General features: G+C 61.4%; 19 protein-coding genes. 8 read left to right on the forward strand and 11 right to left on the reverse strand.

Annotated features, from left to right (window positions below; all coding sequences use genetic code 11):
* Positions 1-387: 387 nt before the first annotated feature.
* The 3 genes from EWR20_RS04875 (at position 388) to EWR20_RS04885 (ending at position 5,020) form a co-directional block, all read left to right on the forward strand.
* Positions 388-1,998, forward strand: a complete 1,611-nt coding sequence (locus EWR20_RS04875; protein ID WP_129359528.1) for a nucleobase:cation symporter-2 family protein — start codon at positions 388-390, stop codon at positions 1,996-1,998.
* Positions 1,999-2,067: 69 nt separating this feature from the next.
* The gene (guaD, locus tag EWR20_RS04880; RefSeq protein ID WP_202864780.1) at positions 2,068-3,393 is read left to right on the forward strand and encodes a guanine deaminase; all 1,326 of its coding nucleotides are present in this window, start codon (positions 2,068-2,070) and stop codon (positions 3,391-3,393) included.
* A 163-nt stretch (positions 3,394-3,556) separates the two neighbouring features.
* The gene (locus EWR20_RS04885; protein ID WP_129359529.1) at positions 3,557-5,020 is read left to right on the forward strand and encodes an NCS2 family permease; all 1,464 of its coding nucleotides are present in this window, start codon (positions 3,557-3,559) and stop codon (positions 5,018-5,020) included.
* A 96-nt stretch (positions 5,021-5,116) separates the two neighbouring features.
* Here the strand turns inward: EWR20_RS04885 and EWR20_RS04890 are convergent, their stop codons facing one another.
* Positions 5,117-5,950, reverse strand: a complete 834-nt coding sequence (locus EWR20_RS04890) for a carbon-nitrogen hydrolase family protein (RefSeq protein ID WP_129359530.1) — start codon at positions 5,948-5,950, stop codon at positions 5,117-5,119.
* 125 nt (positions 5,951-6,075) lie between these two features.
* Between EWR20_RS04890 and EWR20_RS04895 the strand changes: the two genes are divergently transcribed.
* Positions 6,076-6,732, forward strand: coding sequence for a GntR family transcriptional regulator (locus EWR20_RS04895; protein ID WP_129359531.1), 657 nt, complete (start codon positions 6,076-6,078; stop codon positions 6,730-6,732).
* 40 nt (positions 6,733-6,772) lie between these two features.
* Here the strand turns inward: EWR20_RS04895 and EWR20_RS04900 are convergent, their stop codons facing one another.
* A complete protein-coding gene (locus EWR20_RS04900) occupies positions 6,773-8,113 on the reverse strand; it encodes an MFS transporter (RefSeq protein WP_129359532.1) in 1,341 nt (446 codons plus the stop codon).
* Positions 8,114-8,242: 129 nt separating this feature from the next.
* On the opposite strand from EWR20_RS04900, the gene EWR20_RS04905 reads away from it, so the two are divergent.
* Positions 8,243-8,923, forward strand: coding sequence for a DUF2848 domain-containing protein (locus EWR20_RS04905; RefSeq protein ID WP_129359533.1), 681 nt, complete (start codon positions 8,243-8,245; stop codon positions 8,921-8,923).
* A gap of 143 nt (positions 8,924-9,066) precedes the next feature.
* Here EWR20_RS04905 and EWR20_RS04910 read toward each other — a convergent pair whose 3' ends face one another.
* Together EWR20_RS04910 and EWR20_RS04915 are read right to left on the reverse strand one after the other, a co-directional pair.
* Positions 9,067-10,128, reverse strand: coding sequence for a Gfo/Idh/MocA family protein (locus EWR20_RS04910; RefSeq protein ID WP_238147590.1), 1,062 nt, complete (start codon positions 10,126-10,128; stop codon positions 9,067-9,069).
* Positions 10,125-10,952, reverse strand: coding sequence for a sugar phosphate isomerase/epimerase family protein (locus EWR20_RS04915; protein WP_129359534.1), 828 nt, complete (start codon positions 10,950-10,952; stop codon positions 10,125-10,127). The genes EWR20_RS04910 and EWR20_RS04915 overlap by 4 nt, the downstream gene beginning before the upstream one ends.
* Before the next feature lie 225 nt (positions 10,953-11,177).
* On the opposite strand from EWR20_RS04915, the gene EWR20_RS04920 reads away from it, so the two are divergent.
* The gene (locus tag EWR20_RS04920; protein ID WP_165000958.1) at positions 11,178-12,812 is read left to right on the forward strand and encodes a glycoside-pentoside-hexuronide (GPH):cation symporter; all 1,635 of its coding nucleotides are present in this window, start codon (positions 11,178-11,180) and stop codon (positions 12,810-12,812) included.
* 13 nt (positions 12,813-12,825) lie between these two features.
* Positions 12,826-14,004 carry a Gfo/Idh/MocA family protein gene (locus EWR20_RS04925; RefSeq protein WP_129359536.1) on the forward strand — a complete coding sequence of 393 codons (1,179 nt, stop codon included), beginning with the start codon at positions 12,826-12,828 and terminating at the stop codon, positions 14,002-14,004.
* 105 nt (positions 14,005-14,109) lie between these two features.
* Here EWR20_RS04925 and EWR20_RS04930 read toward each other — a convergent pair whose 3' ends face one another.
* Both EWR20_RS04930 and EWR20_RS04935 read right to left on the reverse strand, forming a co-directional pair.
* The gene (locus EWR20_RS04930; RefSeq protein ID WP_129359537.1) at positions 14,110-14,967 is read right to left on the reverse strand and encodes a sugar phosphate isomerase/epimerase family protein; all 858 of its coding nucleotides are present in this window, start codon (positions 14,965-14,967) and stop codon (positions 14,110-14,112) included.
* Positions 14,968-15,251: 284 nt separating this feature from the next.
* Positions 15,252-16,796 (reverse strand): sulfatase-like hydrolase/transferase, encoded by a 1,545-nt coding sequence (locus tag EWR20_RS04935; protein ID WP_238147591.1) that lies wholly within the window; start codon positions 16,794-16,796, stop codon positions 15,252-15,254.
* Positions 16,797-17,061: 265 nt separating this feature from the next.
* On the opposite strand from EWR20_RS04935, the gene EWR20_RS04940 reads away from it, so the two are divergent.
* Complete coding sequence (locus tag EWR20_RS04940; RefSeq protein ID WP_129359538.1) at positions 17,062-19,005, forward strand: aconitate hydratase; 1,944 nt, start codon at positions 17,062-17,064, stop codon at positions 19,003-19,005.
* 115 nt (positions 19,006-19,120) lie between these two features.
* On the opposite strand, the gene EWR20_RS04945 is transcribed toward EWR20_RS04940, so the two are convergent.
* The 5 genes from EWR20_RS04945 to EWR20_RS04965 form a co-directional block, all read right to left on the reverse strand.
* On the reverse strand, positions 19,121-20,515 hold the full coding sequence (locus EWR20_RS04945; protein WP_129359539.1) for a D-serine ammonia-lyase: 1,395 nt from the start codon (positions 20,513-20,515) through the stop codon (positions 19,121-19,123).
* 296 nt (positions 20,516-20,811) lie between these two features.
* Positions 20,812-22,554, reverse strand: coding sequence for an FAD-dependent oxidoreductase (locus EWR20_RS04950; protein ID WP_129359540.1), 1,743 nt, complete (start codon positions 22,552-22,554; stop codon positions 20,812-20,814).
* A 50-nt stretch (positions 22,555-22,604) separates the two neighbouring features.
* Positions 22,605-23,441, reverse strand: coding sequence for a sugar phosphate isomerase/epimerase family protein (locus tag EWR20_RS04955; RefSeq protein WP_129359541.1), 837 nt, complete (start codon positions 23,439-23,441; stop codon positions 22,605-22,607).
* The gene (locus tag EWR20_RS04960) at positions 23,438-24,574 is read right to left on the reverse strand and encodes a Gfo/Idh/MocA family protein (protein WP_129359542.1); all 1,137 of its coding nucleotides are present in this window, start codon (positions 24,572-24,574) and stop codon (positions 23,438-23,440) included. Before EWR20_RS04960 ends, EWR20_RS04955 begins: the two co-directional genes overlap by 4 nt.
* A 163-nt stretch (positions 24,575-24,737) precedes the next feature.
* Positions 24,738-26,531, reverse strand: a complete 1,794-nt coding sequence (locus EWR20_RS04965; RefSeq protein ID WP_202864781.1) for an FAD-dependent oxidoreductase — start codon at positions 26,529-26,531, stop codon at positions 24,738-24,740.
* Positions 26,532-26,632 lie beyond the last annotated feature (101 nt).

The raw sequence follows: 26,632 nt of genomic DNA on the forward strand, positions 1-26,632 counted from the left end.
ATCGTGGAAACTCACGTGTCGTTCTGGGTTCCCTTATTGGGGTGTCAGGGGCATCTCTGTGAACTTCCCGGCGGCAGAGGGTGTCGGGTTCCGGGGTCTGTGGATTGGTGACGCAGTGTCCCGGGTTGTGCCGAAAAATGAATGCGCTTCGGCTTGTTCTCGGCATTTCGTGCAAAAAATGCGGCACTGACGGTTGACGAGGTGCCCAGTCAAGAAATCACGAACTTTCTCCTCGAGGGGCTTGTCAAAATCTGAGTGACTCAGGTTACACTGGGTCCACGATGCGGATCTTAGATACCGCATCATGAAATAAATTCCGTATTTCCCACGGACCAGGGACGGGCCGCATTGCCGCTCCGGCCCCTGCGTTCGGGAAGGTTCTATACGATGACCAGCGAGAAAACCGTCAAAAGACCACCTCGGCGGACGTCAGTGCCCGCCTCGTCCGATCGCCCCGAGGATGCTTGGTTGCCCGCCGGCAAGCTGATCACTTTTGGTCTTCAGCACGTCTTGACGATGTACGGCGGAATCATCGCGGTACCCCTGGTCATGGCCAATGCCCTGGGACTATCGGCGGGTCGGACCGCCATCATGGTCACGGCCAGCCTCTTTGTAGGCGGTTTGGCCACAATTCTGCAGAGCGTGGGAGTGCCATTTCTCGGAGCCAAACTTCCCGTGGTCCAGGGCGTCACCTTCGGCGGCGTGGCCACCATGTTGGCCATCCTGGCCACGCCCGGCAGCAACATCACGACCGTTCTTGGGGCGGTGATTGTCGCGAGCATCGTCGGATTCCTGATCGCTCCGTTCTTTGCTTCGGTGGTTCGGTTCCTGCCACCCGTCGTCACCGGAACGGTTATTGCGGGGATCGGGCTGAGCCTGATTCCCGTTGCCTCCGACTGGTCAATGGGCGGCGACGCGAAGGCTTCGGACTACGGTTCCATGGCCAACGTGCTCCTCGCCTTCATGACCCTCGCGATCACGCTGGTCTTCAGCAAGGTCGGTTCGGCGGCATTGTCCCGCCTTTCGATCCTCTTGGGACTCGTCGCCGGCACGATCGCCGGGTTGTTCATGGGACTGACCGATTTCTCCGGCGTCGGGGAGGGGGCATGGGCTGCGCCGCCGGAGATATTCGGATTCGGGTGGCCGACTTTCGATCCTGCCGCGATCATCTCGATGGTGATCGTGATCCTCGTCGCGATGACGGAATCGGTTGCAAATCTGTTGGCGGTCGGCGAAGTGGTCGGGACACGCGTAGGTCGTCGTCGGATTGCTCGCGGCCTCCGGGCGGACATGCTGTCTTCCGCCGCCGCACCAGTTTTCGGGTCATTCACGCAGACCGCTTTTTCGCAGAATATCGGGCTGATCGCCCTAACCGGGGTCAAGAGCCGATTCGTGGTGGCCACGGGCGGAGTGATTCTGGTGGTCATGGGCCTCCTGCCGGTTCTGGGCCAAGTCGTGGCCGCGATTCCCATGCCGGTCCTGGGCGGTGCGGGGATCGTCCTGTTCGGGACCGTTGCGGGCTCGGGCATCCGCACGCTGAAAGGGGTTTCCTACGAAGGGAATATGAACCTCATCATCGTTTCCGTTTCCCTGGCCTTCGGGATGATCCCCATGGTCCAACCGGACATCTACCAAGATTTTCCGTCCTGGTTCCAGACGATCTTCTCCTCCGGAATCTCCTCGGCCGCGATCATGGCCGTGCTCCTGAATCTCATCTTCAATGAGATTCATCTCGGAAATTCCAAGGGTGCGTCGGTATTCGCCGCCAGGCCGGTCCGTTATCTCACGTCATCGGATCTCGAGAAGCTTCAGGAGGGTGACGTCGTGACCGACGGCAAGCTCGTCGACCGGGACGGCGAAGAGGTGCCTTGCGTTCCGGACTCGAGGACAACTGAGGTCCAGGAAGCGATCGCTTCCGGTGAGGTGACCGATACGAGCCAAATCCGAATGATCCTCGACGGAGACAAACCGATAGCACGGAAGGCGCCGCAGGACTAGCCGGAAGCCGGCCCTCACGCGGGCCGACCGGAATCAAGGCAGCACAGTGACCAACGGAGGAATTGCGCCATGAACATCACCGAAAGACACGAGGATGACATGCCCAGGGCGAGATCCGCGGCCATCCGGATCATCACAGGCCACGTGGTAACCCCAGTCCAGGGGTCGGCGAAAGAGACCATGGACCTCGAAAACGGTGCCATAGCGGTGAGGGAAGGTCGCATCATCGCGGTGGGCGAGGCAACGGACATCGTCAAGACATACCCGACGGGATCGATAGAGGCCTATGGCGATCGCCTGGTCGTTCCGGGTTTCGTCGACTGCCACGTCCACTACTCGCAGATGAACATGATCGCTTCGCCAGGCCTACAGCTCCTCGAATGGCTGGAGAATTACACGTTCCCCACCGAAGGCCGCTTCGCGGATCGCGCGCATTGCGCCGAAATGGCGAATTTCTTTACCGATCAGCTCATCGCCCACGGCGTCACCTCGGCGTGCGCTTACTCCACGGTCCATCCGGAGTCGGCCCGTGCGCTGTTCCAATCGGCTCGAGCCAAGAACCTCCGTCTGATGACGGGGAAGGTCTGTATGGACCGCAACGCCCCCGAGTACCTGCTCGATACTCCGGAGCAGGCATACGAGGAGAGCCTTCAGCTGCTGGAAGAGTGGCACGGGGTGGAACGACTGGAATACGCACTGACTCCGCGATTTGCCCCAACGTCGTCATCCCGGCAATTGGAACTTCTCGGGAAGATCGCGGAGGACCATCCCGACGTGGTGGTCCAGACCCATCTTTCGGAGAATCCTGCGGAATGCGATTGGGTTTCCGGACTTTTCCCGGATGAAAGCGACTACACGGCCGTCTACGAACGTTTCGGTCTGGTCAGACGCCGCTCGGTCTTCGGGCACGCGACTCATGTCTCCGCCAACGAACTGGAACGACTGGGATCTGCCAGGGCTTCCCTCGCGCACTGCCCTACTTCAAATCTATTTCTCGGTTCGGGTCTCTTCGAGCTCAAGAAAAACCAACGGTACGAAGGACTGCGGATCGGGCTGGGATCCGACGTCGGCGCCGGCACCAGCCTTTCGCCTCTCGCATCGCTCAACGAGGCCTACAAGGTCAGTCGTTCCGTCGGCGAACCATTGGAATCTTTTGAAGCTCTTCGCCTGGCAACACTGGATGGGGCCGAGGCGCTGGGCACGGACCATGCGGTCGGCAGCCTCGAGACCGGGAAGGAGGCGGACATCGTGATCCTGGATCCCGAATCCAGCCCGGTTCTCCGCCAGCGAGCCGACTATGCACAGAGCACCGAGGAATTGCTGTTTGCCACGATGCTGCTCGGCGACGATCGGACCGTTCACAGCGTCTACGTCGCCGGCTCGAAATCGAGGTGAAGAGCTCAGGGGCGTTTACCGCTCGACCATAAACCACCATCAAATGCTCGGGACTCCTTCTCCGCCGTGACAAGAGTTCCGTAAGGGTAAAAATTCATCGTCGCCAATCCCCACAAACAATCTCCATTTCAATTCTGGGAATGGTAGGGAAAAGAGGCACCCAATGGCTGTAGTCAACCTCAAATCCGAAAAGAAACCGACGGGACGGCGTTCCAACCTGGACCGCTATTTCGAGATCACCGCACGTGGGTCCACGGTCAAACAAGAGCTCCGGGGCGGACTCGTGGCTTTCGTGGCCATGGCGTACATCGTCGTACTCAACCCCCTGATTCTCGGAGCCTCACCGGATGTGGAGGGGAACAGCCTCGACTTCGGACAGCTGACGGCCGTGACGGGTCTTGTGGCGGGTTGCATCACTGTGCTCTTCGGCCTCGTTGCTCGGCTGCCATTTTCTCTGGCTGCCGGATTGGGTATGAACAGCTTCCTCGCTGTCTCCGTGGTGCATGACGTGACCTGGCCGGAGGCGATGGGGCTGGTCATCATCAATGGGGTCATCATCGTGTTCTTGGGGGCCACGGGCGTCCGCACGGCTATCTTCCATGCTGTTCCGGCGCCGCTGAAGAAAGCAATCACCGTGGGCATCGGTCTGTTCATCGCATTCATCGGATTCGTCAATTCGGGTTTTGTCACCCGAACCCCGGACGGCCCACCGGTCCAACTCGGCCAGGGCGGCTCCATCACTGCATTGCCCACGGTCATATTCGTGTTCGCTCTTCTTCTGATCGGCGTTCTGGTCGTCCGTCGAGTGCCAGGTGGAATCCTCATCGGCATGGTGGTCGCAACCGTCGTGTCGATCATCGTGCAGGCCTTTGCACATTTGGGAACGGTGGGGGACCCTGTTCATCCGGACCCCCAGGGGTGGAACCTGAGCGCTCCTGAAGTGCCCAGTCACATCGTTGCACTGCCTGATTTCGGGCTCGTCGGCGCTTTCGACCTTTTCGGATCCATCGAAAGAATCGGCCTGCTTTCCGTGATCATGCTGGTGTTCACCTTGTTGTTCACCAACTTCTTCGATGCCATGGGCACCATGACGGGGCTCGCCGGCAACGCCGGTCTCGCGCGTCCGGACGGCACTTTTCCCAGAATCCGCCAAGCATTCATCGTCGAGGGCATCGGCGCTATCGGAGGGGGCGCCGCTTCGGCCTCGTCCAATACCGTATTCGTGGATTCGGCCGCGGGCGTCGCCGAGGGTGCCCGAACCGGCCTCGCAGCTTGCGTGAGCGGCGGCCTATTCCTGGTGTCTATGTTCTTCACCCCGTTGATCGAGGTGATTCCCATGGAAGCCGGTGCTGCGGCCCTCGTCGTCGTAGGGGCCATGATGGTCATCCAGATCCAAGAGATCGAGATGAACGACTTTCGCGTCTCGCTTCCGGTTTTCCTGACCATCGTCTCCATGCCGCTGACATACTCGATCGCCAATGGAATCGGCGTCGGATTCATTTCCTGGGCCGTGATTCACGTGCTCACGGGCAGAGGCCGTCAGGTGCACTGGTTGATGTGGTTGGTCTCAGCGGGATTCCTGCTCTACTTCACCCGCGACGGGATCACCGCGCTCCTCGGGGGATGAGGAAGCGCTTGTACTGCGTCTCCGGGGCCGATCCTGGTCGGCGGTGAACCCCGAGGTCGGCCGGATTTCCACCGGCCCGGTGTGCAGCGATACCGCTCACTCGGCTACGACCGCCACCTCGCCCTCGAGGAGCGAGTTCGCGAGCACCGGAATCGCAGCACGCGTCTGACGAACGACGTGGGGAGACAGCTCCGCGTAGATGATTTCGTCACCGGCGTCGGCGGAAGCGATCAATTCTCCCTTCGGACCTGCCACGTACGAATGTCCCACTCCCGTCGGGCTGTCCTGGGCTGCTGGGGCACCCGTGATCCTCGGATCCGCCTGGCCGCACGCGAGTACGTATGCCGTCGCATCCAATGCTCTTGCTTGACCGAGCAATTCCCACTGTTCGATCTTCCCGGGGCCGGACCCCCACGATGCGGACACGACGATGGCGTCCGCACCCGAGCGCGCCTGCGCCGTGAAGAGGGGAGGGAACCGCACGTCATAACAGATGGCCAGCCCTATGGTGAGATCACCGAATGAGAACGTGCGGATCGTCTGGCCGGGCGAGACGGAATCTGATTCCTTGTGCCCGAACGCGTCGAACAGGTGGACCTTGTCGTAATGCGCGGCTACGGCGGTGCCCTCGGGATCAACGCCACGGGCCACGAGCGTGTTCTTCACGGTGCCGTCGGTTCCGGGGCGGAACATACCGGCGATCACGGTAACCCCGTTCTCGCGGGCGATCGCCTCCAGGCGCGTTGTCCAAGGGCCACCGAGTTCCTCGGCGGCAGCCATGAGATCCGTGCCAAATGGAGTCTGTGTCGCTTCGGGGAAGACGACGAGGCTGGCGCCGTTCTTCGCTGCCTTTGCCGTGCGGTCGGCGATCGTGCGCAAGTTCGCACGGGGGTCCGCCACCGAATTCATTTGCACGAGTGCTGCCTTCATTGTTCTGCTCCTTCATCGTGTTCGGATGTGTCTTCGTCCTGCGATTTCGTGTGATGTGCTTCCGGTGTGTCCGATGCGGTGGGCACCGGGTTCGTCATGGTCCGGTACCGGTAGGCTTGTGAATCATGCAGAAGTTAACGGGACCCACAGCACGCCAGAACGCCTACGATCGTCTGCGTGATCTCGTTCTGACCGACCCGTCCGTGCAAGGAACCTTTCTCAATGAGGGAGATCTCGTCGACAAGTTCGGGCTCTCCCGCACTCCCATCCGCGAGGCGCTCATCATGCTTGCCTCCGACGGACTCGTGGAACTCATTACCCATCGAGGTGCCTACGTGCGTCCGAGCGATGATCGGGCAATCCGGGAGACGATGGAAATGCGTACCCTCATTGAGCTCGAGGCGGCCCGCCAGGTTCTCGCCTCCGGCCGAGTGCCCTTCGAAACCATGTCCGACCTCCTGGAACAACAGGCGAATCTTCAGGTCTCCTCGGAGACGGTCCCGGACTTCATCTCTATAGATCAGCGGTTTCATGCGGCGATGGTGGACGCCCCCGGGAACAGAGTGATGTCGGATTTCTACACCCGCCTCCGGGTGATGCATGTGCGATTCGGTATCTCGGCGACGTGGACCAGCTCGCAGCGTCCTGCCGAAGTGCTCGAGGAGCATACGCGTATCCTTGAGGCCCTGCGCGCCGGTGACGCAGCAGAGACCGAAGTCGCGATCCGGCACCACATTGAACGGACGCAGTGCCTTCTGCTCCACGAAACCCCGATCCCCTGAGATTTCCGCCAGGTTGCCGTGCTGGCCATTGGTTTCGATCTCAGGCATCGGCAGTGCTCGCCTGTACTTTTTCGAGGTGATCGAGATCTTCCTGGACGTTGTTGTCGCGTCCGAGCAGTAGCCCGATGATCGTGAGGACACACGTTCCGGCCAGGTAAACGGCAACCCACGCCCAAGTGCCCGTCGTATCGAGGAGCAGCGTGAACATCATCGGCGCGATCGCTCCACCGAGCACACCGGCGATGGTGTAGGCGAGCGATGAGCCGGTGTATCGCAGCCGCGGAGAGAATTGCTCGACGACGAATGCCGCCTGGGGGCCGTACATGAGCGAGTGAAAGAACAGCCCGATGGGAATGCCGATGTACATCCACAGCGCGCTGCCGGCCTGCAGTTGGGAGAAGAAGACGAACGTCCACACGACCGTGCCGACGGCCGAAATCCCATAGAGCAGACGCCGGTTGATCAGGTCGGAGACGTATCCGGCCAGCGGAATGCACACGATCTGGAATGCGGAACCGAACATCACTGCGCCGAGGACGGTCGTTCGGTCGAGATCGAGGACGAGGGTGCCGTAGGTGAGGGTGAAGACGGTGAACAGTGCGTACGTGACGTCGGGGCCGATGCGGGAGAGAACGGCCGCAATCAGAGGCCGCAGCTCGTCTCGGAAGAGTTCGGAAATGGGCTTCTCCGCACGCTGTCCGGACTTTTCCACGGCCTTGAAGACAGGGGTGTCCTCGAGCTTGAGACGGATCCACAGTCCGAAGAGGACGAGCACAGCGGAGATGAGGAAGGCCACCCGCCACCCCCAGGCGAAGAACGCGTCCTCTGACAACAGCAGGGTGAGGCTCGCGAAGACACCGTTGGCGAGGAGATTTCCGGCCGGTGGGCCGATCTGCGCGGCGGAGGACCAGAAACCGCGGTAGCGCGGGTCGCCGTATTCGCTGGAGAGCAGGACAGCGCCACCCCATTCGCCCCCGACGCCCACACCCTGCGCAAACCGCAGGAGCACGAGGATGAGCGGGGCGAAGAACGAGATGCTTTGGTACGTAGGCAGCAGCCCGATGAGGAATGTCGAGGCGCCGATCAGGACCAGAGTCCACACGAGGACCTTCTTGCGGCCGACCTTGTCACCGAGACGCCCGAAGACGATCCCGCCGAGCGGGCGGGAGACGTACCCGACAGCGTAGGTCGAGAAAGCGAGGAGAACGCCGACCATCGGATCGCCCGTGGGAAAGAAGAGTACCGGAAGTACGATCGCGGCTGCCGCCGAATAGATCGCGAAGTCATACCACTCGAGCGTCGTGCCACTGAGACTCGCGGCGAATGCCTTGACGAGGTCTTTCTTGGTGACAGGTGGACGGGCAATTGTCGATGTGCTCATGACTGCCTTTCGTGTCGGTGCCGTGTGACGCTTCACACGCAATGATTGCGTCAACGTTATACTGGTTGTATACAATGAGACAACCCCGTCCGATCGGTCGCGGTTACCCGAGAAGGAAGTAGGCCACCAATGCTCAGATTCGAACTCCCCGATGGGTCGACCACCGACGTCGAAGTCACTCGCCTGTTCAACGCGGGATACGCCGGACGCGATCAGTCTTCCGTACAAGCACACATCGATGAACTCGCCGAACTGGGCGTTCCCGTCCCCGCGGCCATCCCTGCGCTCTACCCGGTCTCGCCGTATCTCGCGCAGCAGACGGAAACCGTCGCGGTGCAGCGCGGAAAGTCTTCCGGTGAGGCCGAATGGGCCATTGTTGTGACGGATGGGGGAGTGCTCATCACCGCCGCATGCGACCAGACCGACCGCGACCTTGAGACTTACGGCGTGGCGTGGAGCAAGAACGCCTCGCCGGATGTTCTTGCGAAGAAGGCTTGGCGCCTCGACGACGTCGCGGACCACATCGACGACATCCGGATCGAGGCATGGGTTGCCGACTCCACGGGCGAGGAGACACGGATTCAGGACGGCAGCTTCGCTGAGCTCCTTCCTCCGGAGCATTGGCTCGAGCAGCTTCGGGAAAAGGGATATGCCCATCCCGGGACTGTCCTCATTTCAGGCACGATCCCCATGGCCCCCGGTGTCGACCAGTTCGCCTCGAAGTGGCGCGTACGCCTCACGGACCCGACCAACGGCAACACGATCGAACTCGCATATGCCGTGGAGCCGATGCCTGAGCCCGTCGGCTGAGGACCTTGCGGGGAACAAACTGGAGTGACTGCCCCAAATACTTGTTCAGGAGAACCGATGAACCACGCTCTTAATGCAGATGCGTTCGCCGCGTACGGAAAGGTTCTGGGCAGCACATTCCAGGCCGGCGATGCCGTACGGTTTCACACCAGATAAGGGTTGGTTGAGTCCAATTCCCGTCCGGCCCTCTCGGGGAATCCGCCGGCGCCGTCGTAGGCGGCCTTCACGATGCGCAATGAATTCATCGCTTCGTCCGGGTCGATCCAGAATTTCTCGCCGGCCTCGAAACCCTCGTAGAAATCCCTGATGAGTTCGACGTGGGAGGATCCCAGATATGCCTTGGACCGGTCCGATGGAAGGCGCTCCTTGACCACTTTGTCCGGCGTGCCTTCCCCCGTAATCAATAGTTCGGTTCCGGACCGCATCTGTCCTCGCTCCATGACGACGTCCATGGTCACGGGGAGATTCGCTGGGGCTGCATTGGTTGCCATGAGGACGCTCCGCACGCCGGACTCATGAGTCAGGGTCAAGGCTGCCGTGTCCTCGACCTCAATGATTTCGTTCAAGGCATCGGTGCCGACTCGCCCGCGTACGTCGACCACGGGACCCATAATCCACTGGAGCAAATCCACCGTATGGATTGCTTGGTTGATCAGCAGCCCGCCACCGCTTCCGGACCATGTGCCGCGCCACGGTTTGTCGGTGTAGTACTCGGGCGGACGGTGCCATGCGACGGTCGCCACGGCTCCTTTGATCGCGCCGAATTCGCCGACCTCCACGACCTCTTTCATAGCCCGTGCCGAGAGGTTGTAACGATTCTGGAAGCACACGCCGACGCGCGGCCGACGTCCGGCACGGCCGAGGCCCGGGGTCCTGGCGGTCTCAGCAATCCTCTCCGCACTAGCCAAATCGGAACTGAGCGGTTTCTCGGTCAGCACGTCGCACCCGGCTCGCAATGCCTCGAGAATCACGGGCTCGTGCTGACCATGGGGTGTCGTGACGTGTACGACGTCGGGGGTGAAACTCTGGAGTGCGTCACCGACGGATTGGGCGGTGGGCACCCCGAGTTCGAGTTCGGCTGCCGTCCTCCGCTCCGGGTTCACGTCGCACACGCCCACGATGCGGGCGTTGGGCATGGACGTGAGCGCCTCGGCGTGCACAGCGCTCACGGAACCGTAGCCGACAATCAAGGCACGAAGAGTCACTGGTACCGGATCCCCTTCTCCTTGAGCAGGTTCGTGAAAGCCGTGTGTGCCTCGGTGAACAGTTCGGGTCCGGAGAAGCCTCCGAGCTCGTGCGTTGTGGACAGATGCGGTTCGAGTGAGAAGAACCCGTCGAATCCGTCCGCGACCAGGGCATCCAGGGTCTCGCGCAGCTCGCCGTCGCCCTCGCCGGTCACGACCACTTCGCCGTCGGACAGGTGCGCGTCCTTGACTTGCACATACTCAAGATACGGGCGGATCTGGGCATAACCCTCGGAGTAGGGGCGCAGACCGCACTGCACGAAGTTCGCGGAGTCCCACGCCGCCCGGAGCCGCGGTGAGCCGACGCTCTCAAGGATGTCCGCGCACCGACGCGGGATGTCGCCGTAGATCTTCTTCTCGTTTTCGTGCAAGAAGGTCACGCCGCCTTCCTCGGCGACGTCGGCGAGTGCCCGCATGCGTTCGACGACCTTGTCCCGATGGCCGTCCGGATCCTCGCCGTCGGGCATGAAGAAGGAGAAGATGCGCACGAACGGCGCGCCAAAGACGTGAGCGACGTCGACCGCTTGCCGAGCACGCTCGAGGTGGGGGTCGATGGGGTCGTGGATTCCGATCTTGCCGATCGGTGAGCCGATGCTCGAGACCTTGAGTCCGTGTCGATCGAGGATTTCCACCGCTTGCTCGAGCTGCTGGTCGTCAAGGTCCAGAACATTGGTATCCCATGCGCTGCGGAACTCGATGTATTCGAGCCCCAAGGAGCGCGCATGGGCGCACTGGGTTTCGAAATCCGGCGAGATTTCGTCGACAAATCCAGACAGAGTCCACATGTACTTCTCCTCATTGAGTGACGTCTTCCGGTCTCCAGCCTGGCCTAACCGGGAACGCGCGACAATCGGTTGCCATTTGTTGCCTGGATCACAGATCTGACGTGGGAAGCGGCGACGACAACAAATGGCAACCACTAGTTCGCAGGAGCGGCCGGCCCCAGGATGTAGGAAAGCAACGGCCACTTGTGGCTTGCGACACTTTTTTGACAGCGAAGGATGACAACGATGTCACACCCATCCGTTTCCGAGACCGAAGCGTCGACCGCTACGGCCCCCTCGAAAGGCGCAACCCAAAAACTCCCGCTGCGGTCCTTCCTGGGTTATGCGGCCGGCGACGCGGGCAACAATCTCGCGTTCAACATGGTCAGCACGTTCCTGCTGCTCTACTACACGGACGTCGTCGGTATACCGGCCGCTTATGCTGCCCCGATCTTCCTGATTGTCCGCATCTGGGACGGGATCGGGGACATCGTCGTCGGGCGCTGGGTGGACAAAACGGTCAGCCGGTGGGGCAAATTCCGTCCATGGATCCTCTGGTCCTGCCTACCGCTCATGCTGACCTCGGTATGGGTCTTCTCGCTTCCGGAAGCGGACAGCCTCACGATGAAGCTGTTCTGGGCATATCTGTCCTACGGAATCATGATGATGTTCTATTCCATGGTCAACATCCCGTACGGCTCGCTCGCCTCGGCGATGACCCAGGCGCCCGTCGAGCGTGCAAAGCTCGCGACCTTTCGAACCATCGGTTCCCAGGTCGCGGTCATGTTGATTGCTATCGTCGTGGCCCCGCTCGTACAACGCTTCAGCGCGGCGAACCTGTATCAGGACAAGGTGTCCGCACTAGGCGGCGAGGAGAACGCAACGGATGCGCAGCTGTCCGCGGCCAAGGCCGCGGCGGCCCACGACGCAACCACGGGCCTGCAGGGATCGTTGACCACGATCACCCTGGTCTTCGTGGTGTTGGGCGTCGCCCTGTACGTCTTCACGTTCTTGACCGCCAAAGAACGTGTGGTGCGCCCACCGGAGGATCAGGTCAGCCTGAAGCAGGCCGTGGTTGTACTGGCCAAGAACAAGGCGCTGATTTGGCTGTCCGTTGGTTCGATCATCGTTCTGACCTCCCACGTATCGCTGCAGACAATGGGCATTTACTTCGCTCGCGACGTCATGGGCAACGCGGGCTTGTTCTCGATTCTCACGCTCATCCAGACCGCGTCGATCTTTGTTGCCGCGCCATTCATCGGACGCGCCGTCGCGCGGTACGGCAAACGCTTCGTTTACTTGTCCGGAGCCGTCGCTTTCATGCTCGGAGGGATCCTGGTGTTCCTGTGCCCGCCGTCCATGCCCTGGCTCGCGTGCGTCGCATTCTTCTTCCTGGGCCTTGGTGTCGGGTTGCTCAACACGCTGATGTGGGCCATGGAAGCGGACACTGTCGAGTACGGCGAGTGGAAAACCGGTCGCCGCACCGAGGGCACCACATACGCTGTTTTCTCGTTTGTCCGGAAACTGGGCCAGGCATTCGGCGGTGCCGCCGCGGCGGGGCTGATCGGCTTGACCGGATACGTGGGAGGCGCCGCGGTGCAGTCCGATCACGCTGTCTTGGGCATCCGGCTGACCGCGGGGATTCTGCCGGCAGTCCTATGTTTGATCGCTTTCTTCGTGATGCTTCGCTATCCGTTGACCGATACGTTGTTCAGCCGGATCGTGGAGGAGAACGAGACGCGCAAACAGATGAAACTCGCGATGTCCGACGGACGAGCCGTTGTTCCGCCCGACACGGACGCCGCGCAGGGCACGGAGTCCGGAAACGACAATCACGGCGAACCGGTTCCGGAGACGACATCACAACAGACCGAGAAATAGAAAGAAGACACACATGACATCCACGGGAACCCAAGACACGGTTCGCCTCGGCATCATCGGATACGGCGCGCAAGGTTCCACTTATGCGACATTCATTGCCGAAGGCCGCGTGCCGCACATGAGAATCGGTGCGGTCTGCGACACGGACCCTGAGCGCCGCGCACAGGCCGAGCGAGATCACCCAGGGGTCACGACTTTCTCGAGCTATTCCGACGTCCTGGCATCGGGGAACGTCGACGCCGTGGTCACGTGCGTACCGCATTACCTTCACCCGGAGATGGGAATCGAGGCTCTTCGTAACGGGACACCCGTGCTGGTCGAGAAGCCAGCGGGCGTCTACACGAAGCAGGTGGCCGAGCTCAACCGGGTCGCAAAGGAGACTCCCGACGTCCCGTTCGCGATCATGTTCAATCAGCGCAACAATCCGCTGTACCGCAAAATCAAAGACGTCATTGATGCTGGGGATATCGGCACCCTGCGTCGCACCAACTGGATCATCACCACGTGGTGGCGCCCCCAGGGCTACTACGACCAGTCCGCGTGGCGGGCCACCTGGGGCGGTGAGGGAGGCGGCGTCCTGGTCAATCAGGCTCCGCACCAACTCGATCTGCTGCAGTGGATGTGCGGGGTTCCCCGCTCGGTCTTCGCCAAGGCCGCTTTCGGTTTCCGACGGAACATCCCGGTGGAGGACGAAGTGACCGCCGTTCTGGACTACGGCAACGGCACGACCGGTGTCTTCATCACCGCGACGCACGATCTGGTGGGCACGGACCGTCTCGAAATCCTGGGCGACAAAGGCAAGATCGTGGTGGACGGCTCGAAGAAGGCGCACATCTACCGCCTGCGCGACGACGAGCAGGAGATCTCCAAAGGACTCGATATGGAGGCGGTGCGAGGACTATTCCAGGGTTCGCTCGATCCGCATGATTTCTACGAGGAGGAGGACCTCGAATTCGAGTCGGTATGGGGCGAACAACACACCGGTGTCCTGGAGAACTTCGCGCTCCACGTGCTGGATGGGACGCCGCTTCTCGCGCCGGGCTCGGACGGGATCAACGGGGTCCGGCTCGCCAACGCGATCCACCTGTCCGCGTGGAAAGGGGAGGAGGTGCCCCTGGATTTCGATACCGAAGAGCATTTGGCTCTGCTGAATCGGCACATCGCCGAGGAAGGGACGTACCCTCAGCGCTAGTCGGGCTGCTCCTCGTGGGCCACGTGCACGGGCCACGCGCTGCAAAGGGCCTGCCGATGACCATCGGCAGGCCCTTTCCGTGATAGCCGTGTCAGGGCTCAAGCTTCAGTAACCGATCGAGCGGAGGTATTCCCTGGAATCGGCGAGGCAGTCGAAAGGATCGCGTCCGTAGAGCTCATCTTGCTCAACGAAGAAGTGTTCCGCTCCGGCTTCGAGCGCCGCCGGCAGGAGCTCCGGCCAGTTCATATTGCCGGCACCGACTTCCGCGAATTGGGGAAGAAGGGCGAATCTGCGCATGAACTCTGCGTGAGCCTCGGGCGTTTGGTCCTCGAGGAGCGCCATATTCTCCGCAGGCAGCGGGACCACCCGATAATCCTTGACGTGGATGAGCTTGCAGACCCCCGAGTACTCCTTGAGCATGTCCAGCGGGTTCATGCCTCCGCGCTGCACCCAATGAAGGTCCACCTCGAATCGCACACTCGGGGCGAGACGCCGAACGATGTCGAAGATGCGCTCGCCGTCGAATTGGGCCAGATCCACGTGGTGGTTGTGGTAACAAAGCGTGATGCCTTCGGCGGCCAGACGTCGCCCGGCCTTCTCACACTCGCGCCCCCACGCTTCGCAAGCCTCCTTGGACGCCATCGCATCGAACGGCATCATCCCGATGCGGACGAATGAGACGTCGAGCCGCCGGCAGTCCGAGACGACCTTCTCGAAATCGGTGTCCAGGGCGTCGCCGGTGGCCGTTGCGGTTTTCTTGAGCGCTACGGAGAGGGCCCCAACGCTCAGGCCGAGCTCGCGGACGCCGCGCTCGAGATCGTTGGTATTCGCCTCGTTCATCGGGATCTGGGAGACCTCGACCGACTCGTATCCGAGGCCCTTGATCCTCTCCAGGACAGGGAACATGCCCTCCACGGCAACTCGGTCCTTGAGCATCATCATCTGAACACCCAGCGTCGTCATCTTCGCTCCTCACGTTCCGGTGCCCGCGGCGGTGCGGGTTCGGCTTCAGGTCTACCGGCGGGGTGTAGCGCAGGTCACGCGATTGCCGGGGGTTGCCGCGGCCTGATGGTCGATCCGCGACCCCGCCCCAGCTGCGCTCGCCGCCGAGGCGACACGGACTCATCGTCGCTGATGCAGGGGGTGCGACGAACGACCGTGGGTTCACGTCTTTCCTCGCAGCTGCCGGAAGGTCGGCTTCATCCTCAGGCGTCGGTCGCCCGCCCACATGCTCGTCTTTGCGGTTCCTAGCTCCTGACGTGCTCGCCGTCCCACGCCTTCGTGTAGAAGTTCTTGGAGCGCGTCGTCAGCAGCTCTCTATATTCCTGAGCGGTCAGGGCCTGAGCTGAATCTTGAGGAATACTGTCCGTGAATCCGGAGACGCCCAGCCCTGCCGAATGGTCCTTCAATTGCAGGCCGGCGGCCTCGAGCATCGTCGGATACATGCTGAGCTGGTCCATACCGGGACGCAACTGACGATTCCGGTCTTCACCCGGCACCCACACACGATTGAAGATGCTGCGGTTGTTGTTCTTGTCCAGCTCCTTGTGGAAGGAATCACTGGATGCCATGTGCTTGAGATGGTCTCCCTGGATAACAACGGCGGTGTCGTCCAGATAGCCTTTTTCCTCCATGTAGTTCACATAGTCGACAACTTTTTCCATGGAACACTGGTAGACCGATGTCAGCTTTTTGTTCGTGTCCACCTGACAATAGTCGTATACCGTGGTGGGTTCGTGGGTGTCCAAAGTCAGCGTCGAAAGATTGAATGGCTGTCCAGTCTTTTCGGAATCGGCGTGCAACTGGTCGATCTCGTCCTTGGCGTGGTCCAATAGTCTCTCGTCGCTGAGACCCCAATCCTCCCGGAAGTTCTTCTCCGGCTCACCGGCAGCCTTCCAATCTGCCAGGTCCTTGGTCTCGTCGAAACCGTGGTTTTGCAAGAACGTGTCCTTGCTGGCGAACTCGCCGCCGGCTCCGCCCATGAACACGTTCTTGTACCCCTGTTGTTTGAGTACGTCACCCAAGCACGTCGTGCCGTTGAGGTAGGAATCGATGCCGTCCGGAGGAGCGGTGTTCCCACCGCCGTACCACGGTGAACTGGTTCCCTTGAGCGGGATACCGCACTGCGTCGAGACCATCCCGGCCATGGTCCAGCCTCCGCCTTCGTACTGCTGATAATTCTCGACGCTCTGCCAATCTGCCGTCCGATCTTCGAGAGGGGCATAGGGATCCTTCTCGAACAGGTTTTCGTCGCCCAGGGTCTGTTCTCCGGATTCGAGATAGATATTCACGATATTGCGTTTGTGCGTGGAGTCGGTGATCTCCGGCTCGGCGTAGTAGTCTCCGATGTCCATGTCGGAACTCGCCGCGCGGACGAAATCGGCCAGACCCACGCTGCTCGAAAACACCGATGTTCCGGTCACAATCAGGATCAGGACCAAGCTCGCGGAGAGTGCCCGGGTCATACGACGTGTCGTCCGCGGACGCGGATCCCAAGAACCAAGCCGCCTTTTCCGGATACGGAGGAGATGGACAAGCGCAATGGCAAGAGTAATGACCGCCGGGACGACGACGATTCCGAAGAACCCCAGCCATTCACTGGCGAAACCGTGCGATAAGTCGACGTCCTTGACGCTGGTCGCCATCTGTCGAACACTGACCTCACCCCAGAACCAATGGATTCCGAGGCCGGCAACGAGCAGCACGAGCCCGAACCAGATCACGAGATAGAAGAGGACCATTCCCAAGATGGCGCCGATTCGTCGGCTCGGTTTCGGATACTTGGTGGGCACAGTCACTCCTCGGCTTCAATCGCCCGCATCGGTCTCGTCCCGCGTCTCGGCGGCCTCACACGATCGCCCAGCCTAGCGAATTTTGAAAGGAATATGATGTCTCATGCGGGGGCGAAGACCCAGAGTGGCCCCGGACCCCGGGCACGACGCGGGCGGGACGGTCCGACATCCGCGCTTAACCTTTCGTTTCCTGGGGCATAGCCTGGGGTCAGGGGCCCGGGTCAAAGTTGACTCGGTGCTCATCTCGAGCCGGGAGGGCAGGATAGTGTCTCAGAACGTCACCCAGAAACTCATCGCGAATCATCTCATCGAGGGGGAGATGACGCCAGGCGAGGAGATCGCCCTGAAAGTTGACCAGACCCTTACCCAGGACGCCACGGGCACCATGGTGATGCTCGAATTAGAGGCCATGGGCCTGGAACGCATCCAGACCGAGCTGTCGGTGCAGTACGTGGACCACAACCTGTTGCAGACCGACGAGAAGAACCCTGACGACCACCTGTTCCTGCAGTCCGCGGCGCAGCGTTTCGGCCTGTGGTTTTCCAAGGCCGGTAACGGGGTTTCGCATCCGGTGCACCAGTCTCGTTTCGGCCGGCCTGGGGCCACTATGATCGGTTCCGACTCGCACACGTGCGCTGCGGGCGCTCTGGGGATGCTCGCGGTGGGGGTCGGCGGCCTGGAGGTCGCGATGGCAATGGCCGGTCAACCGCTCTACGTGACCATGCCCGAGGTTTGGGGTGTGGAGTTGACTGGCGAGCTGCCCGACTGGGTCTCGGCCAAGGACGTGATCCTGGAGATGTTGCGTCGTCACGGTGTGAAGGGCGGTGTAGGCCGCGTGATCGAGTACCACGGACCAGGCCTTGCTGGACTCACTGCCATGGACCGGCACGTGATCGCGAATATGGGAGCCGAACTCGGAGCCACCACGAGCGTGTTCCCGGCCGATGACGCTGTGCGGGATTACCTCGCCGCAGTCGGCCGCGCCGACGACTATCAGCGGATCGTGGCTGACGACGATGCAACGTACGACATCGAGGAGCACATCGACCTGTCCTCCTTGGAACCGCTCATTGCCAAGCCTTCTTCCCCGGGAAACGTGGTTCCGGTGGCCGAGGTCGGAGACGAGGACGCGTTCCAGGTCGTCGTCGGATCCTCCGCTAATCCTGGGCTCCGGGATTTTGCGGTCTTCGCGGAGATCCTGGAGGGTCAGCAAACAGACTCGCAGGTTTCTGTTGACGCCAACCCCACCTCACGGGAGGTGCTCGCGGATCTGATCGCGGGTGGCTGGTTGACTTCGCTCGTTGCCTCGGGGGCCCGTATCCACCAGTCAGGCTGCATGGGATGCATTGGTATGGGTCAGGCCCCGGCGAGTGGCCGGAATTCGTTGCGCACCATGCCACGCAATTTCCCGGGCCGTTCGGGCACGGAGGAGGACGCTGTGTGGTTGTGCTCCCCGGAGACGGCGGCAGCCGCGGCCCTGACCGGGAAAATCACGGATCCGCGAACCCTTGCCGAGAGTCACGGCATTGAATACCCGAGACCGGAGATGCCCGAGAGGTACAGCGCCAACGAGGACATGCTGCTGCCTCCGCTGGACAAGGACCAGGCGCTTCAGGTTGAGCTTGTGAAGGGTCCAAACATCTCATCGCTGCCGGAATTCGAGCCGCTCGAAGATCGACTCGAGGCTCCAGCGCTTTTGGTTATGGAAGACGACGTCTCGACGGACGAGATCATGCCTGCCGGTTCGCGCGTGCTGCCGTACCGCAGTAATATCCCCAAGATCGCGGAGTTCAGCTTTACCCGGATCGACCCGACATATCCGGAAAGGGCAGCCCAAGCCGACGGAGATCATGTGGTGATCGCAGGAGACAACTATGGCCAGGGTTCATCCCGCGAGCATGCCGTGATTGCCCCTCGCTATCTGGGGTTGCGTGCCGTGATTGCCAAGTCCTTCGCGCGGATCCATTGGCAAAATCTTGCCAACTTCGGCATCCTAGCCCTGGAATTCGACGACCCGGCGGACTACGACGCCGCTTCACAAGACGACGTGGTAGTGCTCGAAGGACTTCACGACGCCCTATCAACCGGCCGCGACATCACGGGGACCATCGGCGGTCGCAAGACGTTGCTGCACCATAGGCTCTCGGACCGCCAGGTAGAGATGGTGCTGGCCGGTGGTCGAATCCCGCTGACCGCGCAGGCCGTCTAGGTTTGCCCGCCCATGGCGGATTCCGCACTGGTGGCCCTCCGGTGCGGAAACCGTCCGCTGTTCCGGAGCCTGCCTCTGCGCATGACCTCGTCAAGCGCGCAGCATCCCGGTGACGTTACATTTCCTGGCTGGAGCCTCGGGCGACGAGTGAGCTGAACTCGGCATCGGGCATCATGTTCCCGCCGGTGAGCCAGGCCATGTGAGTACCGTTCTCGATCTGGGACCGGGTGATGCCGCGAATGCCGAGAGTCGAATCGTCTAGGGCAGCAAAACGAGTTGCACCCACGATGCCGGCGCATGCGGAGGGCTCAACGCGGAGGCCTTCGGCATGGTGGGCAGCGGCGAGGGTCCGGATCAAAGCCTCGTCGTCAACGGTCACGAACCCCGTGATCTCGGAGCCTATAGCCTGGCCTACCAACCCGGAAGGACGCTGCACGGCGAGCCCGTCCGCCTCGGTGGAGCCGTCCAGCCCAATTTCCTCGACGTGGACTCCGTCATCAAGCCCGGTCAGGCGCCCCAGAAAAACCGCGGGCGCGTGGGTCGGCTCAACGAAGATGCAGTGTACGTTCTCGCCGAATTCCTGTTTGAGCCCGTAGGTGATTCCACCCGGCGCGCCGCCCACCCCGCAGGGCAGATACACGAACAACGGCTGGTCCGCTGTCACGTGGACGGCAGCAGCGCGCAGTTGACCGGCCACCCTTGCGCCCGAGACGGCATATCCCAAAAAGAGGTCCAGGGACCTCTCGTCGTCGATGAAAAAGGCGTTGGGTTCCAGCTCGGCCGTTTCGCGTGCCTTGGTCACGGCCACGCTGAAGTTGCCCGCATGTTCTACGACCTCAGCCCCCGCTTCGCGCAGTTTTGTCTTCTTCCAGGCCTTGGCATCGGCAGACATGTGCACGGACACGCTGAACCCCAGAGTCCGACCCATGAGCCCGATGGATAACCCCAGGTTGCCCGTGGATCCGACCACCAAGCGGTATCCGGAAACGATCTCGCGAATGTGGGGATCCATGAATTGAAGGGCCCCCTCGCTCAGCGGGAGACCGTGTCTTTGCAGCACACGGTGGCCCAGAGCAAAGACTTCGTGGATGCCTCCGCGAGACTTGACCGAAGCGGTTACGGGCAACTCGTTGTCGCACTTGACCCACAAATTCCCTGGGATTCTTGAGCCGAGAACCGGATGCAATGCCTCCTGCAAGTCTCCGACGCTCAGAAGCCTCGACTCGATGATTCCGTTCCACTGTTTGGTCTCCGCAAACATCTCTCGGACCAGTGGTGCGTACCAGCGAAAGCGCTCGGCGGCTTCGGCCAAGTCAGTCGGGGAGGGGACAGTTGCGGGGCCCGACGACGGGGCCGGTGCTGATGTACTCCCGAAAGACTCGGCGGCCTCGCTCGTCTCTTCTGGGCACGGGATGGTTTCCGGTGGTTGGATCCATGCCGTTTCGGTTCCGGTCCGCAAGGCGTTCAGTACGCCGCGCGCACCCGATTGGAGTTGGCTGTCGTCAAACATCGGATCCCTTTATGCATTCACGGTTGGTCTTCTGCCTCGAGTATGTCAGTTTGCGGCCATGGCCTCGTAGCCGGAGGTTCTTCTGGGCCCGATCCGCTCGACCCTGCACGCAAGGTGGCCATTGAGCAGAAAGCTTGGTTATTCGCACTTTTCGAACGCCTCGCCGCCTCAGCAGGGGCCACCGATTCCAGTGCGCTTGAGACCCGGCTCTCACTCGGGCGTGCCGACCGCTGGTAGATCGGGGAGCCACTCGGCGCGGTTCGCTCATTCGACCGCCAGGCTTCGGGCACCCGAGCTCACAGCTCCGACTCGGCCGCAGCGACCTCATAGGCGGAGGCACCGGACAATTCTCGACCCACTACATATCCGAAAGTCAACGCCGGGCCCAAATTGGTGCCTCCCGCGGGGTAGAAACCGCCCATGATCGAGGCGCGGTCGTTGCCGGCGGTGTAGAGACCCGGGATAGCCGTACCGTCTTCGTCCAGGACATTTCCATGCCCATCGGCTGCAATACCGTCGAAAGTTCCGAAGCTGCCGGGGACGACTTTGACCGCATAGAACGGTCCCTTCTCGATCGGCGCGAGACTTGGGTTGGGCTGGACCTTTGGGTCTCCACCGTACCGATTGAATTCTGTCTTTCCGCGGTGGAACTCGGGGTCTTGACCACGGCGGGCCGCACGGTTGAAAGCACCGACCGTCTCCTCGAGATTGACAGGGTCGATCCCGCATTTCTGCGCGAGCTCTTCGAGGGTCTTCCCCCGGATCAGATAGCCGCTACGGAGGTATGGGGTCAGCGGAATGGGCAGTGGTTTGGCCATCCCGAGCGGGTACTTCCGGACGAATCGTGAATCCGCGATCTGCCAGGACTGGACCGGTTCCCCTTCAGGAACGGTCTTGAACATGGCATCCACGTAGTCGTAATAACCGTTCGCCTCGTTGACGAACCTCTTGCCGTTTCGCAGCACACCGATCGACCCGGGTTTGGCGCGATCCATGATGTGAGGGAATATGCCTGTGGTTCCGTTGGCGTAGGGAACGAGCGAGACGGGACACCAAGCGGCCGGAGAGGCGAGGTTCTTGGCAAAGGCTCCCCCTACACTTTGTGCCAGCTTCAGGCCGTCCCCGGTGCACGCCTCCGGCGCAAGGGAGTGGTGTTCGTGGCCAGAGGGCGTACCGGGAAATAGTTCTTTGCGGAGTTCGACGTTCTGGGGGAAACCGCCAGTGGCCAGGACGACGCCGGAGCTTGCGCTGATCGTGAATACTCCTTCGGGGCCCCGAACCTTCGCGCCGCGGATACGGCCGTCCTCGGTCATCAGCATCAGGCCCTCGGTGTTGACCAGGTACTCGACTCCCAGGTCGGCACCGGATTGGGCGAGGCGTCCGATTAGTGCGGTTCCATTCACCAACTGCATATTTCGGCGGTGAGCGAGAAGATCCCACATGTGGGGGAGTACCCGCTTGGCCGAGTGAAGCCACCCTTGTGGGCTGAATTGGGAAGCGGCCAAGAACTGAGAAAGGTCCGGTCCGGCCATGATGCCCATTCCGAGGAAGGATGTTTCATATTTTTGGTGCCGCAATTTCTTCAGCAAATCGGGGTCGATGTTGCGTGCATTCCACGGTTTGGGGCCCACCGAGCGGTGCGCGGTGCCCGCTCCGGGCAATTCTCCGTAAATGTCCTTGATCTTGGCTCCGGGAGTCCATTGGAGTCGTGTCTTCTTCTCGAAGAATTCCACCATGCGCGGAGCGGCGTCGATGAATGCGTCGATGTTGTCGGACTGGTAATAACGGCCGATCACGCTTCTGAGATAGGTGCGGAATTGCTCCGGAGCCTCGACGAGGCCATCGCGTTTGGCGAAATGTGTGCCAGGCGTCCATGCCCACCCGCCCGACCAGGATGTTGCGCCTCCCATCACGGCATCTTTCTCGGCGACGATGACCTTCATTCCGTGATATGCGGCAGTGACTGCGGCAGCGAGCCCGCCGGCGCCGGAACCGATCACCAGGACGTCGCAAGACAGGTTCGAGGGTGTGCAGGACATGAGTCGTCTCCTTAGGCGTCAAGAGGTTGGATCGTGGAGAGGGGCAGGCTTTAAACCCTCGGGCTCTCGGTCGAGGCGAGGACCGCGGTCGTACTTTCGTGCAGGAAGCGCAACCACTGCCGTGGACCGTGCCGCCGGACGTAGTCGTCCGAACAGGACTCCACACTGACCGGAAGGTTCGTGGGGAGGTGGGCCAAATAATCTCGTAGCGGAAACTCGCCGTGCCCTGGTGCGAGACGGTCCGAACGTGACTCCGTGACGAGCCCGTGGCGATCCGAAGGCCCTGCCCTCGGTCCATCAACAAGCTGAATTCCACCGACGACGTCGTAGACGGCATCGAGCTCGTCGAGGGTTGCTCCGAATCGGGTCAAGTGCAGGGTGTCGACGAGGATCTTGGCTCCCGTGTCCCTGGCGAGGCAAGCAGCACCAGGCAGAGAGTTGACGGCTTGGTAGCTGATCGGTTCCACAGTGACCGTGAGGCCGCGCTGCCCGGCGTACTCAACCATGCCGGTCAGAGAGTCGCGCAACCGATTCCCTTCCGTGTCCGCAGCGGCCACGGTGAAGGTTCGGGCTGTTAACCCGGCAGCGTGGTCCAGCGCTCGTTCCCAGACTTCTTGTTGATTCGGGCTTCCGTCGAGCAACAGAAATTCGGTGTCCAGGACACGCAGTCCGGTTTCGGACAGCGCCGTGAGTAATCGGCGTCGCAATGGGGAGCCGGGGCTCAGATCGTAGGAGGGTTCCGCATCCGTGACTTTCTGGACCCGGATGCCGACAACGTCGAATCCTGCGTCTGAGGCTAAGTGAATCAGTTCGTCCGGGGGAGTCGTCAGGGAGGAGAGCGCCGCCAACCCGAGGGTTCGGCGAGAGCTTTCGTGTGAAGTCATCATGACCTTTCTCCTGGATTGGTGGTTGAACGGACATCGTCGGGAACCCGAACGCGGGTTGCGATCGCTTCCTCGTTCAATCGCACGGGTGCGCCGGTGCGGGCAGACTCGTAGATTGCCAGCAGGATCTTCAAGGCCCGAACCGAATCGGATCCGGTAATCGCGGGTTTCCTCGATCGCCGCAGAGCATCGACGAAATCCTCCAGCTGGGAACGATGATGGGGAATCAGGTGATCGTTGATGGCAGAAAGGGACGCGTTGGGTGGCACGTTCTCCGGGTGCGTGAGCAAGCTGGTGATCGATTCGCCCTCTCCCCAGATGTCCAAGCGACCATCGGTGCCCTCTGGAAACTCCGTCAACTGCGCGGTGGAGCCGTTGCTTCCCGTAACGCGCACTTGGGCCCCCAGGGCGGGAGATGCGGCGGTGCTCGCCTGAATCGTGGCCATGGCCCCGGTGGCGAACACGAGGGTTGCGACTGCCGAATCCTCGACTTCGATATTCGTTCCGTGCTTGTAGGTGTTCACCCGGCCGAAGACTTCTTGAACATCTCCCATGAACCACTGCAACAGATCGATGTAATGGATCGCTTGGGTCATCAGGACGCCGCCGCCATCCGTGCGCCAGGTGCCTCGCCAGTCGTCCTGGGAATAGTACTCGGGGTCACGATGCAACATGACCGAGCAATGACCGAGTACCGGGTTCTGAAGCGGCCCGTCGTCGAGGGCCGCCCGGATCTGCTGCGCCGCAGGCCAGAACCTGCGTTGGAAAAGCACGGTGAGTTCGACGCCCGCTTCCTCGCATGCCGCGACCATGCGAGAGGCCGCGGCCACATCGATGGAAATTGGCTTCTCGCACACCACGTTCACGCCGTGGCCCGCAGCCGCCAGGACCAAGGCTTCATGCGTCGGGTGCGGGGTGCAGATCGAGACGACGTCGAGGTCCTGGTCCCAGATCCGGTCAATGTCCACCACACTCACCGGGATCTCGTAGGTCGCTGCGACCTTCTCCGAGGCCTCAGGATCCAGGTCGGCGACCGCGACAACCCGGACGTGTTTCATTGATTGATACGACTCGATGTGGTTTCGGCTGATCATCCCGCAACCGATGATCCCGACCCTCAGTTCACGCTGTTCCATGGGTGTCCTTTCTTCGAGCTGGCTGCCCGCAGACGCCGTCTTCTGCAAAAGCCGGTGTCAGCGGCTGTGGCCGTTATTCAGTTCCTCCGCCGAATGAAGCTCGTTCTTCACCGGGATTGCCCACGTCTCCTCGGGTCCCTTGGACCCTTCCGGAAGGCCGGTCTTATCCGCGCTCTTTCCGTGGGTGGGGGTGCCCGTGGGCCGGCCGCGACTTCGAGGTTCGGCCTGCGGCATCCTGAGCCGCGACCCAGCCGAAAGTCATTCCGGATCCCACCTGGGTACCGGCGCCGGGATATTCGGAGCTGAAAACGGATTGGGCATCGTTGCCGACGGCGTACAGACCGGGGATGAGGTCCCACGACTCGTCCACGACCTGTGCCTTTTCTGTGATGGACGCACCGAACGACGTTGCCAAGGGGGTCGGAACCACGCGAATTGCGTAGTACGGAGCTGTGGAGACCGGCCCGATATTCGGATTGGGCTCGTGCTCGGGATCTCCGGCTACACGCCCGAATAGCGACTCGCCCTTGTGAAAGTCCTCGTCCTTGCCCATTTCTGCGAAACCGTTGTAGCGCTCGACGGTCTTCTCCAGAGAATCGGTTGAGATACCGATGCTCTCGGCCAGCTCCCTGAGAGTCGCTCCTTGATGCAGATACCCTGAGTCGACGTACTTTTTCAAGGCGATACGGGGCAGATGCGGCATCGTGATGATGCCCAGGCCATAGGTGGCGAGGGCCTTCGAGTCCACGATGAGCCAGGCAGGAACGCTGTCATGTGCGTACATCGCACGGACGAACCGGTGATACGACGTCGACTCGTCTACGAATCTCTCGCCTCTCTCGTTCACGGCCATGACTCCTGGCTTTCCGCGGTCCCAGATGTGGGGAAACACGGCCGTTGAGCCGTCTTTGCGCGTACCCACCGAGGAAGGAAACCACAGGGCATTTTCCCGGTTGTCATTGCCCAGCCGAGCCCCGATCGACGTCGCAAGCTTCAGGGTGTCTCCTGTCGCCCCTTCGTTGGCCCGCGAGAACTGTGGTGTCGGGTCCGGCATGTACTTCTCGCGCATCTGTGGGTTCTGCGAGAATCCGCCGCCGGCGAGTACGACGCCGTGCGTCGCCCGGACGGCGATCTCTCGTGACTCGTGCTGAACACAGAGCCCGACGACACCGCCGCCTTCTTCGCGATCCTCACGAAACAGCTGCGTGACACGGGCGTCGAGCCACACGGCTCCGTCCATCTCGAGGAGTCGGTTGTAGAGGCGTGCGACCAGCGCGTTACCCATGACCAGACGGGTTCCGCGGGGGTATTGCAGGCGGTCCACGGCCCACCGCATCCCCAATCTGAGTGCCGTGAACACGGCCTTGGTCGTGGCTCCGGCCTTCTTGGAAAACAATCCCAACAAGGTGTTTACCTCGGGGCGTCGAACCATGAGTTCCCCGTTCATCAGGGAAAATTCGGGCACGGGACGGCGCACGTGGCGGAAGTTTTCCCGTCCTAATCGACGGCCGTCGAAGGGCTTGGGTTCCAGTGCGCGTCCCGTCATACCGGATTCGAGGAGTTCGGAGTGGTAGTCGACGACGCTTGGCGAGTGCAGGAATTCGACCCCCAGTTTTTCCATGTATTTGAGCATCTTGGGCCCATTGTCCAGGTAGGCCTGGCGCATCGACTTATCAGATTTGTCGCCGACCAACTGGTCCAGATAGCGCTCGGCCTTCTCGGAGTCGTCAGTGTTTCCGTTGGCCACTTGGAACTGGTTGTTCGGGATCCAGCAGGTTCCCGCCGAATATGCGGTGGTACCCCCGATGTAATCGGTCTTCTCGATCGTGAGGACTTTGAGTCCTTCGCAGGCTCCTGTGACGGCTGCGGACAACCCGGCGGCCCCTGTTCCGAGGACCACCAGGTCGTATTCCTCATCCCACGCCTCCGGAATTGTTCCTTTTTCGATCTGGTCCACTGCTAGGGCCTCCATAATCTTTGGGTCGTGGTCGTGCATTATTCGGCCGGGGAACGCCGGATCCGACGTTGCTGGGTCGTGAGCCACTGGTGGCTTAATGA

It is taken from the genome of Rothia uropygioeca (assembly GCF_004136585.1).
Lineage (GTDB): Bacteria > Actinomycetota > Actinomycetes > Actinomycetales > Micrococcaceae > Rothia.

Coding starts and splice junctions, on each gene's coding strand:
- EWR20_RS04875 (WP_129359528.1), top strand. CDS start 388: ATGACCAGCGAGAAAACCGTCAAAAGACCACCTCGGCGGACGTCAGTG.
- EWR20_RS04915 (WP_129359534.1), bottom strand. CDS start 10,952: ATGTGGACTCTGTCTGGATTTGTCGACGAAATCTCGCCGGATTTCGAA.
- EWR20_RS04950 (WP_129359540.1), bottom strand. CDS start 22,554: ATGTCCTGCACACCCTCGAACCTGTCTTGCGACGTCCTGGTGATCGGT.
- EWR20_RS04945 (WP_129359539.1), bottom strand. CDS start 20,515: ATGTTTGACGACAGCCAACTCCAATCGGGTGCGCGCGGCGTACTGAAC.
- EWR20_RS04890 (WP_129359530.1), bottom strand. CDS start 5,950: ATGAAGGCAGCACTCGTGCAAATGAATTCGGTGGCGGACCCCCGTGCG.
- EWR20_RS04930 (WP_129359537.1), bottom strand. CDS start 14,967: ATGACGACGCTGGGTGTTCAGATGATGATGCTCAAGGACCGAGTTGCC.
- EWR20_RS04955 (WP_129359541.1), bottom strand. CDS start 23,441: ATGATGACTTCACACGAAAGCTCTCGCCGAACCCTCGGGTTGGCGGCG.
- EWR20_RS04920 (WP_165000958.1), top strand. CDS start 11,178: ATGTCACACCCATCCGTTTCCGAGACCGAAGCGTCGACCGCTACGGCC.
- EWR20_RS04900 (WP_129359532.1), bottom strand. CDS start 8,113: ATGAGCACATCGACAATTGCCCGTCCACCTGTCACCAAGAAAGACCTC.
- EWR20_RS04885 (WP_129359529.1), top strand. CDS start 3,557: ATGGCTGTAGTCAACCTCAAATCCGAAAAGAAACCGACGGGACGGCGT.
- guaD (WP_202864780.1), top strand. CDS start 2,068: ATGAACATCACCGAAAGACACGAGGATGACATGCCCAGGGCGAGATCC.
- EWR20_RS04905 (WP_129359533.1), top strand. CDS start 8,243: ATGCTCAGATTCGAACTCCCCGATGGGTCGACCACCGACGTCGAAGTC.
- EWR20_RS04960 (WP_129359542.1), bottom strand. CDS start 24,574: ATGGAACAGCGTGAACTGAGGGTCGGGATCATCGGTTGCGGGATGATC.
- EWR20_RS04895 (WP_129359531.1), top strand. CDS start 6,076: ATGCAGAAGTTAACGGGACCCACAGCACGCCAGAACGCCTACGATCGT.
- EWR20_RS04925 (WP_129359536.1), top strand. CDS start 12,826: ATGACATCCACGGGAACCCAAGACACGGTTCGCCTCGGCATCATCGGA.